Source organism: Ochrobactrum chromiisoli (assembly GCF_026241335.1).
GTDB classification, from domain to species: domain Bacteria; phylum Pseudomonadota; class Alphaproteobacteria; order Rhizobiales; family Rhizobiaceae; genus Brucella; species Brucella chromiisoli.
Map to the genome: position 1 here is coordinate 17,917 of NZ_JAPHAV010000012.1, position 14,546 is coordinate 32,462.

A 14,546-nucleotide genomic window follows, 5' to 3' on the forward strand; every position below is an offset into this window, starting at 1 on the left:
CCACTTATGAAATGAGCTTTCGCTTTCGTATCGCGAATGCCGCGATCAACGACAGTGCGACCGTAATCAGAACGTAGACCGCAACCGCGTGCCAGGTTCCATAGTAAGACAGCAGCCATGTTGCTATCAGAGGTGCCGTCCCACCTGCCAACGCTGCTCCGACCTGATATCCAAGTGTAACACCGGTATAGCGTACCTGCGGGCTGAAAATTTCCGATGTTAATGGCCCCAGTACCGCCGTGATGGGTGACCAAAAGATACCAAACATCAGCACGGTAGCAAGCGTTAATAAGGCGATACTTTGGCTGTTCACCATATAGAAATAGGGGAATATGAATGCTCCAACCAGGAAGGCCCCGGTGGAGAAGACAGTTTTCCGACCGATATGGTCCGACAGCCACCCCATCGTTGGTATCATCACCGAGGACACCGCCGCGCCAATCATAACTGCAGTGAGAATGCTCTCCCGTGAGTAACCTAGATTGCTGACGGCATAGCTTACAACGAAGGTGGTGAAGATATAAAACGGTGCTGTATCCACAATCTTGAGCCCAGCGGCGATCAGGACTTCCCGCCATTGCGTCTTGAGAGTCACTGCGAGCGGAAATTTAACGATGGCACCAGCGGCCTTAACTTTCTTGAATTCTGGTGTTTCGTCGATTCCAGATCGGATCCACAACCCCAGGAACACAAGCGTAGCACTTAGCAGAAAAGGAATTCTCCAACCCCAGGAGAGAAAGCTTTCTTCCGGAAGTAGCAAGAGAATTGCCGTGACGCAAAGGGTCGCCAATAACATTCCAATCGTCACCCCTGTCTGTGGAATACTACCATAAAAGCCTTTCTTATTCTTCGGTGCGTACTCCACCGCCAACAAGAGCGCACCGCCCCACTCCCCGCCAATGCCGAGCCCTTGAACCAGCCGGAGCAGAATGAGCAGTATCGGAGCCCAAATGCCGATGTGATCATAGGTAGGCAATAAACCAATCCCGATCGTAGCAATACCCATCAATGACAACGTAATGACGAGCGTCTTTTTGCGACCAATCCGGTCACCAACGTGAGAAAATATGATGCCACCGAACGGCCGGATAAAAAATGTCAACGAGAATGAAAGGTAAGACAATAGTAAAGCAACGGTTGGATCCTCTGCAGGAAAGTATAACTTATTGAAAACCAGGGCTGCTGCCGTACCGTACAAAAAATAATCGAACCATTCAATTGAGCTACCGATAAGGCTTGCAATCAATGCTTTCCTTCGTTGTGTCGACGAAGGCTGCGTTTGCGCTTGCGCGTCCATTAAATTTCCCCTTTTGAATAGAGTTGTTTACAAAGCTCATAAATCAGCCTGATTAATTCACTAGCGCCGCTGTCGAATGGAAGCGTTCACATAATTTATGCATTCATGGTTGCTTGATCCGGTGAGATCATTGCGATCAAGCTCTGCTTCAGCGTCACGCTAATTGGAATCCCCACGTCTGCCGCCTCGGTACGAAACGCAAAGCGGCGTTCTCCCGGCAAACGTTCAACACCACTGTTTCGAATAGTTTCGATGAGTTGCTGCACCCGCTGTGCAGTTGGCGGTAGGTTTCCAGCTCCGTAACGAGGATCAACGACTATTACCGTTTGCCCAGTACGAGGTGTGTGAGCCCCTGGTTGCTTTGCCAGATCACATTCAGAGGAAAACTGTCCACCCGTAAGAGCTGCACATAGAATCTCGCACATTATTGATAGAGCCGCTCCTTTATGTCCTCCGAACGGTAGAAGTGCGCCACCGTTCAGGATCGCTGACGGATCGGTAGACATTTTGCCGAATTGATCTACGCCTGCGCCTGGAGGGGCCGATCTACCGTCACGAGCAAGGACACTGAGATCTCCATGCGCCATAGACGAGGTAGCCATATCAAATAAAAAGGGAGGCTCCTCACTACGAGGAGTTGCAAAAGCTATCGGATTTGTTCCGTAAACGGGTTGTCTTCCACCCGGATGAGTGACGACCGCCATAGAATTCACCACCGACAAGGCAAGTAGCCCCTGCTCAGCATATGGTTCAACGTCCAGATAGAGAGCACCCAAATGATGGGAGTTTCTGATTGCGATAATTGCTACGCCTAACTCCTTGGCACGTTCCACTGCCAACGGCTGGACATCTGCGTGAGCAACCACTGCGAAGCCATTTTGTGCATCAACCCGGATCAGCGCTCCTCCGCAATCTTCGATCACTGGCTGAGCTCGGCCGTCAACCCACCCGCCGTTCAAGGAACTCACGTAACCAGGCATGCGAAACGTTCCGTGACTGGTACTTCCATCTCGTTCAGCACACGCGCAATTATGCGCCAGGATTTCTGCTGTATATTCCGAACAACCGTTTGATAAAAAGACAGTCGCCAACAGAGCTTTTAGCTCTGCGAAGTTCATTCGGTGCTCCACGGTTTCCCCTGTTCTCCATTGAATTTCGGATCAAACAGGTCGACCTGCATCTAGCGAATGGATGCATTGTTTCCTATTTGCTTTTTTGTTTCCGATAATGAACACCGCTTCGGAAGTGGAGTCAATTGGAAATATCAGCTATGACGTCCAACTGATGAATGCGGTATGTTACGAGCAACGCTCTGGCTATCGGCTTTATAATATCGCGGTAATACAAAGTCTTAGCGAAACATATTCGGAGCTGTAAAAGTGGTCTCCAAGGGCAAAGCACTTAATGATTGAACCAAACGACGTCGACATTTCCCCAGACGATACTGAGCTACATAAACGGATGCGCGAATTCGGTGAGCGTATCCGAGCTTTACGACAACAGAGGGGGTGGACCGTGAGAGATTTGGCGACTCGCGCTGGCCTCGCGGCCTCAACCATATCAAAAGTTGAGAACGCACGGATGTCACCTACATATGACAATATGTTGCGCTTGGCACACGGACTGAATGTGCATATCGAGGCGCTGTTTAATGACTCCGCGAGCCTGATCGGCGTTGGGCGTCGAAGCGTGGTGCGTAAAGGTGAAGGCATCCATATTCGCTCAAAGCATTATCGCTACGAAATCCTGTCTTCGGACATCGCACAAAAGAAGTTTTTTCCTGTAATTGCAAAGATTGATCCAAATATTGATGGTGACCGCTTGAAATCGTCACGTCACCCTGGAGAAGAATTCGTCTACGTCATGAGTGGCTCGGTGAATTTGGCGACCGAACACTACTCGCCCACGGTTCTAAACACCGGTGATAGTTGCTATTTTGACAGCACAATGGAACACTCGCTCACATCAACGACCGATACCCAAGCGGTCGTCCTGTGGATATCATCTTTCCCGGCTACCGGAGATGACGACAGCGACGTCATTGTTGCGCCTGAATAAAGAGGTCTCTGTTCACCAGGTGAATGGCTTGTCCAGTTCAACGCCTTCCTTGTCGACGACTCTTTTGACACTATGAGATTTGGGCCCGCTTCTCTAACCATCGGAAGCCCATCGCCATTGCGCTGATCATAAGCAGATAAATGACAGCGACAGCAAACCATATTTCTACTGCCCTGTAGTTCTCCGTCATGATTTCCTGACCCGTTCTGGTAAGTTCTGCCACCCCGATGACAATGAGAAGCGACGTATCCTTCAATCCTATTATAAACTGATTGCCTAAGGCAGGCACCATTCTACGAAATGCAATCGGAAGAATGATGAGAATCAGAACTAGACGAAACGGTAGCCCAACCGCAAAGCCTGCCTCTTTCAAACCCTTTGGAACGGATAAAAGTCCACCTCGCACAATCTCGGCGAAATAGGCGGATGAGTTGATAATCAATCCTATTATGCCCGCAGACGTTGCGCTCATTCTTACACCTGCAAGCATTGGCAGCGCAAAGTATATGAACATAATTTGCACCACCAGAGGCGTCCCTCGAATTGCTCCAATATAGGCTTGGGCAAACATGGAAATGTATCTGGGGCCGTATGTCCTGATCAGACCCATGATTGTTCCGGAAACGATCCCGGCACTCAGGGCGACCACGGCAATCCAGATGGTGTTTCCCGCACCTTTCAACAGTTCGGGTAAAGCTTGTATAATTGCGGACCATTCAAAAATCATACTGCTGTCCCGAAACTGGGATGGGCAACCAAGGTTTGCAGGATTTGGAAGTGTTGCAAGGTGCCAGGTTGCCATCCTGAATGTATAAAGCGACAGTAAGAGCGCCCAGAAAACCGATCAATCAGTTGCGCTATTTGGCGATGATCCGAACCATTTCTTGGCTATCGCATCGTACCTTCCATCGCTTCGCATGCTTTTCAGTGCCTCGTTAACCGGGCCTACAAGCTTGCTGCCCTTAGGAAAAGCGATTCCAAGTGAAACCTGATCCCCGATGGGCTGTTCCAATAGCCGGACCGTTCCCCCTGCTTCATTCTTTGCGTAATAGGCTAAAGATGGATAGTCATATAAAACTGCGTCTACTCTTCCACTTCGCAACTCTAGATATGCGTTCGCGATTGTGGGAAAGAGTACAACACTGGCATTGGGCGCGTTCTTTTTTATCCAATCTGCAGCTGCGCTACCAGTCAGGGAAGCAAGGCGTTTGCCATCTGTGTCTCCAGCAGATTTGATTGTGTCATTCTCTTTAGCAACCAATATTCCATTTGCGCTGAGATAATAGGGATCTGAGAAGTCCACTGCGGCTTGGCGCTGTGGGGTAATAAAGATGCTCGATATTGCAACATCGATGTTAGCTGTCTGCAATGCTGGAATTAGCGCGCCGAAATCCATTGCCGCCATTTCGTAATCATGGCCGATTTCCTTTGCGATCTCGCCCCAGAGATCCTGGTCGAACCCCACATTTTTACCCTTTTCTATGAAGTCAAAGGGCTTGATATCGGTAAACGTGCCAACCGTGAGTTTTTGCGAATGAGCGTACGTCGCGCTCAAAGTCAGACTTGTCCCGATCAATACTGCAATAATTGCGTGGTTCCGCATGAACTTTCCCCTTTTGTGATTAGCTTTGTGCATGCCCCATCGACATCGCGTTCAATCGCGAATGCCGGAAGTTGCAAAAAAGATTCACTGAAAGCGATTGACCCTTGTTATTTTCGATTTTTGGGGTCGCCTTACTCGTCCCATCACCAAACTATTGCTATAAAAAACCGTTTAGGATACTAGAATTCGACTATAAGAGATATACAGGATTTTTATATCTCGCCATATTGAATCGTCTGGCACAAAAAAAACGGCGATCCCAATATCGCCGCCTGGTATCTTCAATCAGCAAGTGAACGACTACATGTTCATATAGACTGGCCCTTCGCCACCTTGTGGCGGCACCCAGTTGATGTTCTGGTTCGGGTCCTTGATGTCGCACGTCTTGCAGTGCACGCAGTTCTGCGCGTTGATGACGAAACGGACGTCCTTGGCGCTTGGATCAGCAGCCGAATTTCCGTCCTTGTCCACCCACTCATAAACGCCTGCCGGGCAATAGCGCGTCGACGGGCCAGCAAAGACATCATGCTCCGAGGTCTGCTGCAGCTTCATATCAGCGACCTGCAGATGCACAGGCTCGTTTTCGTCATGGTTGGTGTTCGAAAGAAACACTGACGAAAGACGATCAAAGGTCAGCACACCATCCGGCTTCGGATAATCGATCTTCTTGTGCTTTGCTGCTGGCTCAAGGCTTTGCGCATCGTTCTTGCCATGCTTCAGCGTGCCGAAAAATGAGAAACCAAACAGCTGATTGGTCCACATATCAAGACCACCGAGAGCAACACCAACAACCGTGCCGAACTTCGACCAAAGCGGCTTCACATTACGGACCTTCTTGAGATCCTTGCCGATGGCGCTGTTACGCCAGCTGTTTTCGATTTCAATCGGCTCATCATTGGCACGACCAGCGGCCAAAGCTTCCGCAATCTTGTCGGCAGCGAGAATGCCCGACAGAACTGCGTTATGACTGCCCTTGATGCGGGGAACGTTGACGAAGCCAGCCGAACAGCCGATCAGCGCACCACCCGGGAAGGACAGTTTTGGCACTGACTGGAAGCCACCTTCGGTAATCGCGCGCGCGCCATAAGAAAGGCGTTTGCCACCCTCGAATGTATCGCGGATCGCCGGATGCGTCTTGAAGCGCTGAAATTCCTCAAACGGCGACAGATACGGGTTCTTGTAGTTGAGATGCAGCACGAAGCCGACTGCAACCATATTATCTTCAAGATGATAGAGGAACGAGCCACCGCCGGTCTTCATATCAAGCGGCCAGCCAAATGAATGCTGTACCAGACCCGGCTTATGCTTGGATGGATCTACCTGCCAGAGTTCCTTGAGGCCGATACCGAACTTGGATGGTTCACGACCTTCATCAAGCTTGAACTTCGCGATCAGTTCCTTGGCAAGCGAACCGCGCGCGCCTTCACCAATCAGCACATATTTGCCGAGCAGGGCCATACCGCGCGTGTAATTCGGACCATGTGTGCCATCGCGCTCGACGCCCATGTCGCCAGTTGCAACACCAATCACTGCGCCTTCATCGTTATAAAGCACTTCAGTTGCAGCAAAGCCTGGATAGATTTCAACACCAAATTCTTCAGCCTTAGTGCCAAGCCAGCGGCAGACATTGCCAAGCGACACAATGTAATTGCCATGATTGTTCATCAATGGCGGCATGGCGAAATTTGGCAGACGCACCGAACCCGCAGGACCAAGCAGCAGGAAATGGTCGGCGGTCACAGGGGTCTTGAGCGGATGCCCCTCTTCCTCACGCCAGCCTGGCAGAAGCTGATCGATACCACTTGGATCAACGACGGCACCCGACAGGATATGCGCGCCAACTTCCCCGCCCTTTTCAAGAACGACGACTGAAAGCTCCGGCTTGATTTGTTTGAACCGAATAGCCGCAGCAAGACCTGCAGGGCCTGCGCCGACGATCACTACGTCGAATTCCATGCTCTCGCGATCAGGCACCCCAGTATGCATAACCTAACTTTTCCTGTTGAGTAATTTGTCGCCAAAACTAAAAGCTAACCGCCTGAACAAGTCCACAATGGGGAGTTCGAAGACACGCCTAAGTAATGATTGTCAGGATAATATCCTATTATTTTTTATACAATACTGAATTTTCGTATAATATTATCTTGTGGCAAAAATGCTATCTACCTCTGCGACGCATGACACTCATCCCACCCACAATGCCCAGAATGCCAAAAGTGGTCGATTAGTCGATCTCATAGCGTGAAGGATTCCCGGCGGATTGTAGAATGATCCACCCGGACCAAGTGCAAACCATTCATTGTCAGACTGCTTGAAATGTCCTTCCGATAATACGAGGTAGGTCTCCTCGGGAAAATGAGTATGGTCAGGATATCGAACATTTGGTGCTAGCAGCGACGCGCCAATTGCAACATCAGGCCGATCTTCGAGACCTCCCGGTCCAATGACCATGCAGTTTCCGTGACCGTCAGGAAAATTTTCACTTGCTGTTGCGGCATCATATGAGAGCCTGCGTACCCAGCTCAAATCCGGTTCGAGCGCCAGGAAGCTCTTTACGAGTTCGAGGAGAGTCTGGTTGGAGGTCTCAACTTCGCTCGCATCAGATAGAAAAGCACATACCGGTAGCTTGATACAATCTTTATTGATGTGTCCGGATTCTGCATCGATCGCACCGAATATGCGATCGACAGAAACGCGCCCGCTGTCATTAGTTACAAATTCTTCGAATGCATTTCGCGCGACCTCAACAAAATGGGCCAATTCAGTGGTTCGATCAACCATCGTCATTCTCCTCAAAGGTCAAAATGCCGGGTTAGATATCTTTCACCAGTCGCAGTGCATCATAAATCGCCGCATGCGTGTTCCTGGCAGCTACTGCATCGCCGATGCGGAACAATTTGAATTTGCTGTCGTCGTCGCTCTCATCGGTTTGGGCTTGGCCATCGATAAGCTGGGCATAATTAACAGCACCCAAATTGCGAGAAAGCGGCTTTAGATCGTGATAAAGGTCATCATTCGGACGAGTGCCATGATTAACGATGATCTGATCATGACGCTGTTCTTTTCTCACCCCGCCGTAGTCGCTTCCGATTGTTGCGAATAATTGATTACCTTCTTTTCGTACACTTTCCAGAAGGTAGGTGACGGTAAACTTCACATCCCTGTTCTGAAGTGCACGCATATAGGGAACCAGATTCATCGCCATTACTTCCGGCGAGAACGATCGATCGCGCGTCATTATCTCAACCTTTGCACCTGTTTGCGCGATGATTTCCGCTGCTTGCAGCGCGACGTGATCGCCTGCGTCGTCGTAAATCAGCACATCAGTCCCTGGTTTGATATCGCCGGAAATGATGTCCCAAGCGGAGCAAACCAGTTCATTTCCTTCAACAAGTACATCAGTATGGGGCAAACCGCCCGTCGCTATGATCACGACATCCGGATCTTCGCTCAGCACCGTGTCGGAGTCCGCCCAGACATTATAGCGGATCTCTACGCCCAGCTGTTCGCACTGAGCCAGCCGCCAATCGGCTATGCCCAGCATCTCCCGTCGTCGAGGACTTTGAGCCGTTAGCAGGATCTGACCACCTGCCTTGGCAGCGGCCTCCATAACCACAACCCTATGGCCCCGTTCACCAGCAACGCGTGCGGCTTCCAAACCTGCTGGTCCCGCACCAACGATAACAACCTTCTTTTCAACATCTCCCTTCGGGACGGAGTGCGGCATGGTTTCCTCCCGGCCACTGGCGGGGTTATGGATACACAAGGCCATTCCACCTTGATAAATTCGGTCCAGACAATAGTTCGCTCCCACACAAGGACGGATATCGTGTTCCCGTTTCTCCAGGATTTTCCGTACAATATGAGGATCTGCCAGATGCGCTCTGGTCATACCGATCATATCGACTTTACCTTCTGCAATTGCATAACGGGCAGTGGCTACGTCCTGAATTCTGGTTGCGTGAAATACGGGGAACTTCGTTGTAGCCCGCACCTCTCCTGCCAGTTCAAGATGGGGTGCGCTTGCCATTCCCATGATCGGAATCTGATCCGTCAGTCCAGCATCGGTCTCGATGTGTCCTTTGGTGACGTTCAGGAAATCAATCAAGCCACTGTCTTTCAGACGGCGGGAAATTTCCAACCCTTCATCCTTGCCGTATCCTGTAGCAACATCCTCGTCAGCCACATAACGCACGCCCAGGATGAAGTCGGGTCCGACCCGCTCGCGCACGGCGGCAAGCACTTCGAGTGAAAACCGCATACGATTTTCAAGTGAGCCGCCATATTCATTGTCTAGGTGGTTGCTCATCGGCGACCAGAACTGCGACAATAAATGACCGAAGGATTCGAATTCCACCCCGTCAACATTGGCTGCCTTCATTCGTTCAGCCGCGTCAGCAAAATCCTTCTTGATCCTGTCGATATCCCATGTCTCGATCAACTTGGGAAAAGCTCTGTGGGCAGGTTCGCGCTCCAAGGTCGGCGCGACAACAGGCAACCAGTCGGCTTTATCCCAGCGTGTACGCCGCCCGAGATGCGTCAGCTGGATCATAACGGCTGCGCCATGTTCATGACATTCGTCGGTGAGTTCACGCATCCAGCGAACTACTTCATCCTTATATGCCAGTACATTATTGAAAACAGGCGGACTGTCGCGCGAAACCGCCGCCGAACCAGCCGTCATTGTTAAAGCAAGGCCCGCTTTCGCACGCTCTACATGATAAGCACGATATCTGCCTTTCGGCATCCCATCTTCTGGATAAGCAGGCTCATGAGACGTAGTCATGAGTCTGTTCCTGAGCGTCAAATGTTTGATTTTGAATGGCTGGAGGAGTGGGTCGTTCGACATCTTGTTTTCTCCGCAGTAGAACCCTCAAGCGCGTTCGTATTCGAAAATAGACATAGCTGTCAAACTTAAAAGTCACTCGACTGTCAAAACTAGACACTTATGATTATTTTTGTTGCGGCTATGTCTATTTTTCTGTTAGGAGAAGCTCATGACACAAACGATCAATGAGACCGGATGGCGTGGATCGCCTGATGTGTGGTTAACAGCAGCTTACGAAGCTCTGCTGGAATCCGGGATCGATGCGGTCAAGATTCAGCCACTCTCAAAACGTCTCAGCTTGTCCCGAGCTAGTTTCTACTGGTTCTATAAGGATCGCGACGAACTGCTGAATGCCCTCGTGTCACTCTGGCGCGAGAAGAACACGGGCAATATTGTTAAACGCTCAGAGGCCTATGCAGAGACGATAACCGAAGCGATCTTCAATGTTAGCGACTGTTGGTTTGACAGTGATCTTTTCGATCCCAAACTCGAGTTTGCGATGCGCAGTTGGGCCCTGCAATCGGACGAAATTCTTGCTGAAGTTCACACGGCTGATCAGGTCCGATTGAAAGCCCTGACTGACATGTTCTCGCGGTTCGGTATTTCAGGTCTGGCGGCAGATGTGCGCGCGCGCACGATCTATCTTCTTCAAATCGGCTACATCTCAATGCAGACCAACGAAGATCTGAAACTGCGCTTGTCAAGAATGCCCGAATACGTGCGCGTCTTCACAGGAAACAAACCAAAAAGAAAAGAGCTCGACCGCTTTTTCTCTCGCCACGGCATAGAACTGGAGGAGGATTTCTGTGACGATTAATGCTCGTCTCGGCGTCATTGGTGGTACCGGTTGGCTGGGCAAGGCGATAATTCATTCGCTTTTCAGGCGGAATCTTCTCGACCAGAGACACCTTAGCGTAGCTAGCCGAACTCTTCGCAAGGAACTCTGGCCTGCTGCCAGACATACGACCGATTGTCAGGAACTCGTCGACAACTCGGACATCGTTATCCTGTCTGTCCGCCCCGAACAATTCTCCTCGTTAAAGGCGGTTGCGACAGACACCCTGATGATTTCCGTGATGGCGGGTGTGTCGATGCAGGCCATTCAGGAAACAATGTCGTCGCAACGGGTGGTACGTGCCTTACCAAACGCCGCCGCCGCCGTTGGACAATCTTATACACCATGGATTGCAAACTCTTTGTGCTCCGAAGATGACCGCAAGCAGGTCAGGCTCATATTTGATGCATGTGGCGTCACGGATGAACTGAAGAATGAGCAAAGTCTCGATTATCTTGCGGCAGTAACTGGGACAGGACCAGCCTATCCCGCGCTATTGGCTGAAGCATTGCGGAAAGACGCGATTAAGAACGGAATTCCCCCTGAGATCGCTCAAAGAGCCATGAATGCTCTTCTTGTTGGTACAGGCCACATCATCGAAAGCACAGGCAAAAACACTTCCGAGATCGTGTCGGAATATCTGCATTACCAGGGGATGACAAGCGCGGCGTTGGAAGCAATGGAGCATGCCGCGATCGACGATCTGGTGAGAAAAGGTGTCGCGGCGGCTCTTTCCAGAGCAGTCATGTTCAGAAGCTAACCGAGGACGCTGGAAGACCGATTGGTGCGGCAGAACGGTCTTTTTTTTGGGAAGCCGCTAAATAACGAGGGAACAAAAAATGAAGTACCTGTTGGTATCTACGATTTTGCTCGCTGGGTCCATGTGCTCAGTGCCATCTGCTTTTGCAGCAGAATGCGGTTCACTTACTATTGCGAGTATGAACTGGCAAAGCGCCGAGGTGTTGTCGAACATCGACAAGATAATCCTTTCCGATGGTTATGGCTGTGACGCAGAAGTAATTATCGGTGATACGGTGCCGACGATCACGTCCATGGCGGAAAAAGGAGCGCCGGACATCGCCCCGGAAGCCTGGGTGGATATGCTACCGGATATAGTCAAGAAGGGCGTGGATGAAGGCAAACTTATTACAGCGGTAAAAGCCTTGCCTGACGGAGGAGTGAATGGCTGGTGGATCCCCAAATATCTGGCTGATGCTCATCCAGATATCAAAACAATCGGAGATGCTCTAAAGCATCCAGAGCTTTTTCTGGACCCGGAAGATCCTTCAAAAGGCGCTGTCTACAATGGCCCCCAAGGTTGGGCAGGCACGGTTATAACATCGCAACTGTATAAGGCATATAAAGCCCAGGAGGCTGGCTTCACTCTCGTCGATACGGGTTCCGCTGCAGGCCTTGATGCGTCGATTGCGAAGGCTTACGAACAGAAGAAGGGGTGGCTTGGTTTTTATTGGGCCCCCACCGCACTTCTGGGCAAATACGAGATGGTGAAGCTCGACTTTGGAGTGCCTTACGATCAGGAGGTCTGGTCTAAATGCATCACCGTCGCAGATTGTCCTAATCCGACACCAAGTGCCTGGCCTGTCGACAACGTATATACGCTGGTTTCCTCGTCCTTCTCTAAAAAAGCGAGGCCAGAGATCATGGATTATCTCAATAAGCGCGCATGGAGCAACGACACGGTCGGCAAACTCATGGCATGGATGACGGACAATCAGGCAACAGGTGAGGAAGGTGCGAGGCATTTTCTTCAGGAAAACTCTGACATCTGGACCAAATGGGTTTCGCCTGAAGCCGCCGAAAAAATCAAATCGACTCTCTGACTTAAAGCTTGCGGCGCGGAACCGCGCCGTAAACGCCCAGCTCAAGCAAGATAAAAAAAGCCAGGCTCGCTTAAAGAGAGGAACTACAATGGAATGGTTTTATAAATTTCCCCATATGAACGACGACACCCTACGAGGCCTGAAAAAGGCCATCGATGACGGATTTCGATCGTTCACTCGTGCGTATGGAGATTCGATCGAGTCTTTCTTTTCCCCATTGCAGACCTTCCTTATACAGTCTGAGCGTTTTCTAACTCAAACGCCCTGGCCAATCATAACTGTGATCATTCTCGGGATCGCATGGCTGGCCAGCAGAAACTGGAAGATCGTTGTTGGATGTCTCTTTACACTTCTGGCAATTGGTTACCTCGATATGTGGGACGACACGATGCGCACTGTGTCGATGATCTTTGTCTGCACAATACTGTCCATTGTTATCGGTCTGCCAATTGGCATTCTCATGGCACGTTCAGACAGCATCCAAAGGATCATAAATCCCATTCTTGACGTTATGCAGACCATGCCGAGCTTTGTTTATCTTATTCCTGTTGTGATGTTGCTGGGAATTGGCAAAGTTCCAGGATTAATCGCAGTCGTCATCTATGCTATTCCACCCATGATCCGCTTGACGAACCTTGGAATCCGCCTAGTTGACAGAGACGTTCTTGAGGCTGCAGATGCCTTTGGATCGTCTGACGGTCAAAAACTTCTAAAAATTCAGCTTCCTTTAGCTCTTCCTACCATCATGGCGGGTATCAATCAGACAATCATGATGGCTTTGGCGATGGTCGTCGTCGCGTCAATGATCGGCGTTCAGGGTTTGGGCCAACCCGTTCTCAAAGCGATTGCGAACCAATACTTCACATTGGGCGTATTCAATGGACTCGCAATTGTCGGCATTGCGATCATGTTTGACAGGGTAAGCCAAGCTTATGGCAAACGCCTACAAAAGCATCAGGAGATGAGCCATGGTTGATAAGAACTTTGGCGGCATTAAAATCCGCAACTTGTATAAGATCTTTGGTCCCAATGCGGCTGGATATGTCGATGCAGTATCCAAAGGACTGTCGAAAAGCGAATTAAACGAGCAACACGGACACATACTGGGGTTACGCGATATCAATCTGGATATTCCATCAGGTAGTATCCAGGTGATAATGGGCCTTTCCGGCTCAGGAAAGTCTACATTGATCAGACATATAAACCGTCTGATTGATCCGACGTTCGGCGAAGTTCTTGTGGACGGCGCTGACGTCGTAAAAATGACGTCAGCGGAGCTTCGCGAATTTCGCCGACAGAAGACCGCAATGGTCTTCCAGAAATTTGCTTTGCTTCCTCACCGCAACGTGTTGGATAATGCGATATATGGCCTCGAAATCCAGGGCATCCCACGAGGAGAATCCTTAGAAATCGCAATGAGTTGGCTTGAACGTGTTGGTTTGAAGGGTTTCGAACAAAAATATCCCAACCAACTCTCAGGTGGCATGCAACAACGCGTTGGCCTCGCGCGGGCGCTGGCAAATGATGCCCCGGTACTCCTCATGGATGAGGCGTATTCCGCGCTTGATCCGTTAATTCGAACAGATATGCAAACGGTCTTGCTGGATCTCCAAAAAGAGATCAAGAAGACTATCGTCTTCATTACTCATGATCTGGATGAAGCTTTGCGATTAGGCGATCAAATTGCAATTCTGCGCGACGGCGAAGTTATTCAGCAAGGCACCCCTCAAGATATTGTATTGAAGCCAGCAGACGATTACGTGGCAAATTTCGTTAAAGAGGTTAACCGTGGTCGCGTAATTCATGTCGATTCAGTCTTATCTCCTCTAAATGAATCAACCATTCTGACAGAGCTTCGGGTGTCTTCTGGAACAACGGTTGAAGATGCACTTAGGATACTGTCAGCTACAACAGCAACAGATACAGCAATCGTAGAAGCCAATGGGAAGCCGATTGGGTCAGTCAGCTTGGCCCAGCTTGCGGCCGCAATGGTAAATTCTGAAATCCCCTCCTTCGATACAAGAGCTATTCAATTCAGGTAACAAGATCGACACTGAACGGTTTGATCAGCTGTTCAGTGTCTT

General features: G+C 50.1%; 13 protein-coding genes. 6 read left to right on the forward strand and 7 right to left on the reverse strand.

The window, feature by feature from the left end; translation table 11 throughout:
* Positions 1-4: 4 nt before the first annotated feature.
* A complete protein-coding gene (locus OPR82_RS17660) occupies positions 5-1,297 on the reverse strand; it encodes an MFS transporter (protein ID WP_113533340.1) in 1,293 nt (430 codons plus the stop codon).
* Between the two features lie 95 nt (positions 1,298-1,392).
* Entirely contained in the window at positions 1,393-2,415 is a 1,023-nt protein-coding gene (locus OPR82_RS17665) for an Ldh family oxidoreductase (RefSeq protein WP_265986232.1), read from the reverse strand.
* A 286-nt stretch (positions 2,416-2,701) separates the two neighbouring features.
* Between OPR82_RS17665 and OPR82_RS17670 the strand changes: the two genes are divergently transcribed.
* A complete protein-coding gene (locus OPR82_RS17670) occupies positions 2,702-3,355 on the forward strand; it encodes a helix-turn-helix domain-containing protein (RefSeq protein WP_113533338.1) in 654 nt (217 codons plus the stop codon).
* A 70-nt stretch (positions 3,356-3,425) separates the two neighbouring features.
* Here OPR82_RS17670 and OPR82_RS17675 read toward each other — a convergent pair whose 3' ends face one another.
* From OPR82_RS17675 to OPR82_RS17695, 5 genes are all read right to left on the reverse strand, one after another.
* A complete protein-coding gene (locus tag OPR82_RS17675; protein ID WP_113533337.1) occupies positions 3,426-4,082 on the reverse strand; it encodes an ABC transporter permease subunit in 657 nt (218 codons plus the stop codon).
* A gap of 117 nt (positions 4,083-4,199) precedes the next feature.
* Positions 4,200-4,958: a transporter substrate-binding domain-containing protein gene (locus OPR82_RS17680; protein WP_113533336.1), complete on the reverse strand. Its 759-nt coding sequence runs from the start codon at positions 4,956-4,958 to the stop codon at positions 4,200-4,202.
* A gap of 300 nt (positions 4,959-5,258) precedes the next feature.
* Complete coding sequence (locus OPR82_RS17685) at positions 5,259-6,944, reverse strand: electron transfer flavoprotein-ubiquinone oxidoreductase (protein WP_113533335.1); 1,686 nt, start codon at positions 6,942-6,944, stop codon at positions 5,259-5,261.
* A gap of 198 nt (positions 6,945-7,142) precedes the next feature.
* Positions 7,143-7,739 (reverse strand): dimethylsulfonioproprionate lyase family protein, encoded by a 597-nt coding sequence (locus OPR82_RS17690; RefSeq protein ID WP_113533334.1) that lies wholly within the window; start codon positions 7,737-7,739, stop codon positions 7,143-7,145.
* A 31-nt stretch (positions 7,740-7,770) separates the two neighbouring features.
* Positions 7,771-9,807, reverse strand: a complete 2,037-nt coding sequence (locus tag OPR82_RS17695; protein ID WP_113533333.1) for an NADH:flavin oxidoreductase — start codon at positions 9,805-9,807, stop codon at positions 7,771-7,773.
* A 148-nt stretch (positions 9,808-9,955) separates the two neighbouring features.
* Between OPR82_RS17695 and OPR82_RS17700 the strand changes: the two genes are divergently transcribed.
* The 5 genes from OPR82_RS17700 (at position 9,956) to OPR82_RS17720 (ending at position 14,504) form a co-directional block, all read left to right on the forward strand.
* Positions 9,956-10,603 carry a TetR/AcrR family transcriptional regulator gene (locus tag OPR82_RS17700; protein ID WP_113533332.1) on the forward strand — a complete coding sequence of 216 codons (648 nt, stop codon included), beginning with the start codon at positions 9,956-9,958 and terminating at the stop codon, positions 10,601-10,603.
* Positions 10,593-11,381 carry a pyrroline-5-carboxylate reductase family protein gene (locus OPR82_RS17705; protein ID WP_113533331.1) on the forward strand — a complete coding sequence of 263 codons (789 nt, stop codon included), beginning with the start codon at positions 10,593-10,595 and terminating at the stop codon, positions 11,379-11,381. Before OPR82_RS17700 ends, OPR82_RS17705 begins: the two co-directional genes overlap by 11 nt.
* A gap of 79 nt (positions 11,382-11,460) precedes the next feature.
* Positions 11,461-12,462 (forward strand): ABC transporter substrate-binding protein, encoded by a 1,002-nt coding sequence (locus OPR82_RS17710; RefSeq protein ID WP_113533330.1) that lies wholly within the window; start codon positions 11,461-11,463, stop codon positions 12,460-12,462.
* Between the two features lie 88 nt (positions 12,463-12,550).
* Positions 12,551-13,438 (forward strand): ABC transporter permease, encoded by an 888-nt coding sequence (locus tag OPR82_RS17715; RefSeq protein ID WP_113533329.1) that lies wholly within the window; start codon positions 12,551-12,553, stop codon positions 13,436-13,438.
* Entirely contained in the window at positions 13,431-14,504 is a 1,074-nt protein-coding gene (locus OPR82_RS17720; RefSeq protein WP_113533328.1) for a quaternary amine ABC transporter ATP-binding protein, read from the forward strand. Before OPR82_RS17715 ends, OPR82_RS17720 begins: the two co-directional genes overlap by 8 nt.
* Positions 14,505-14,546: the final 42 nt, after the last annotated feature.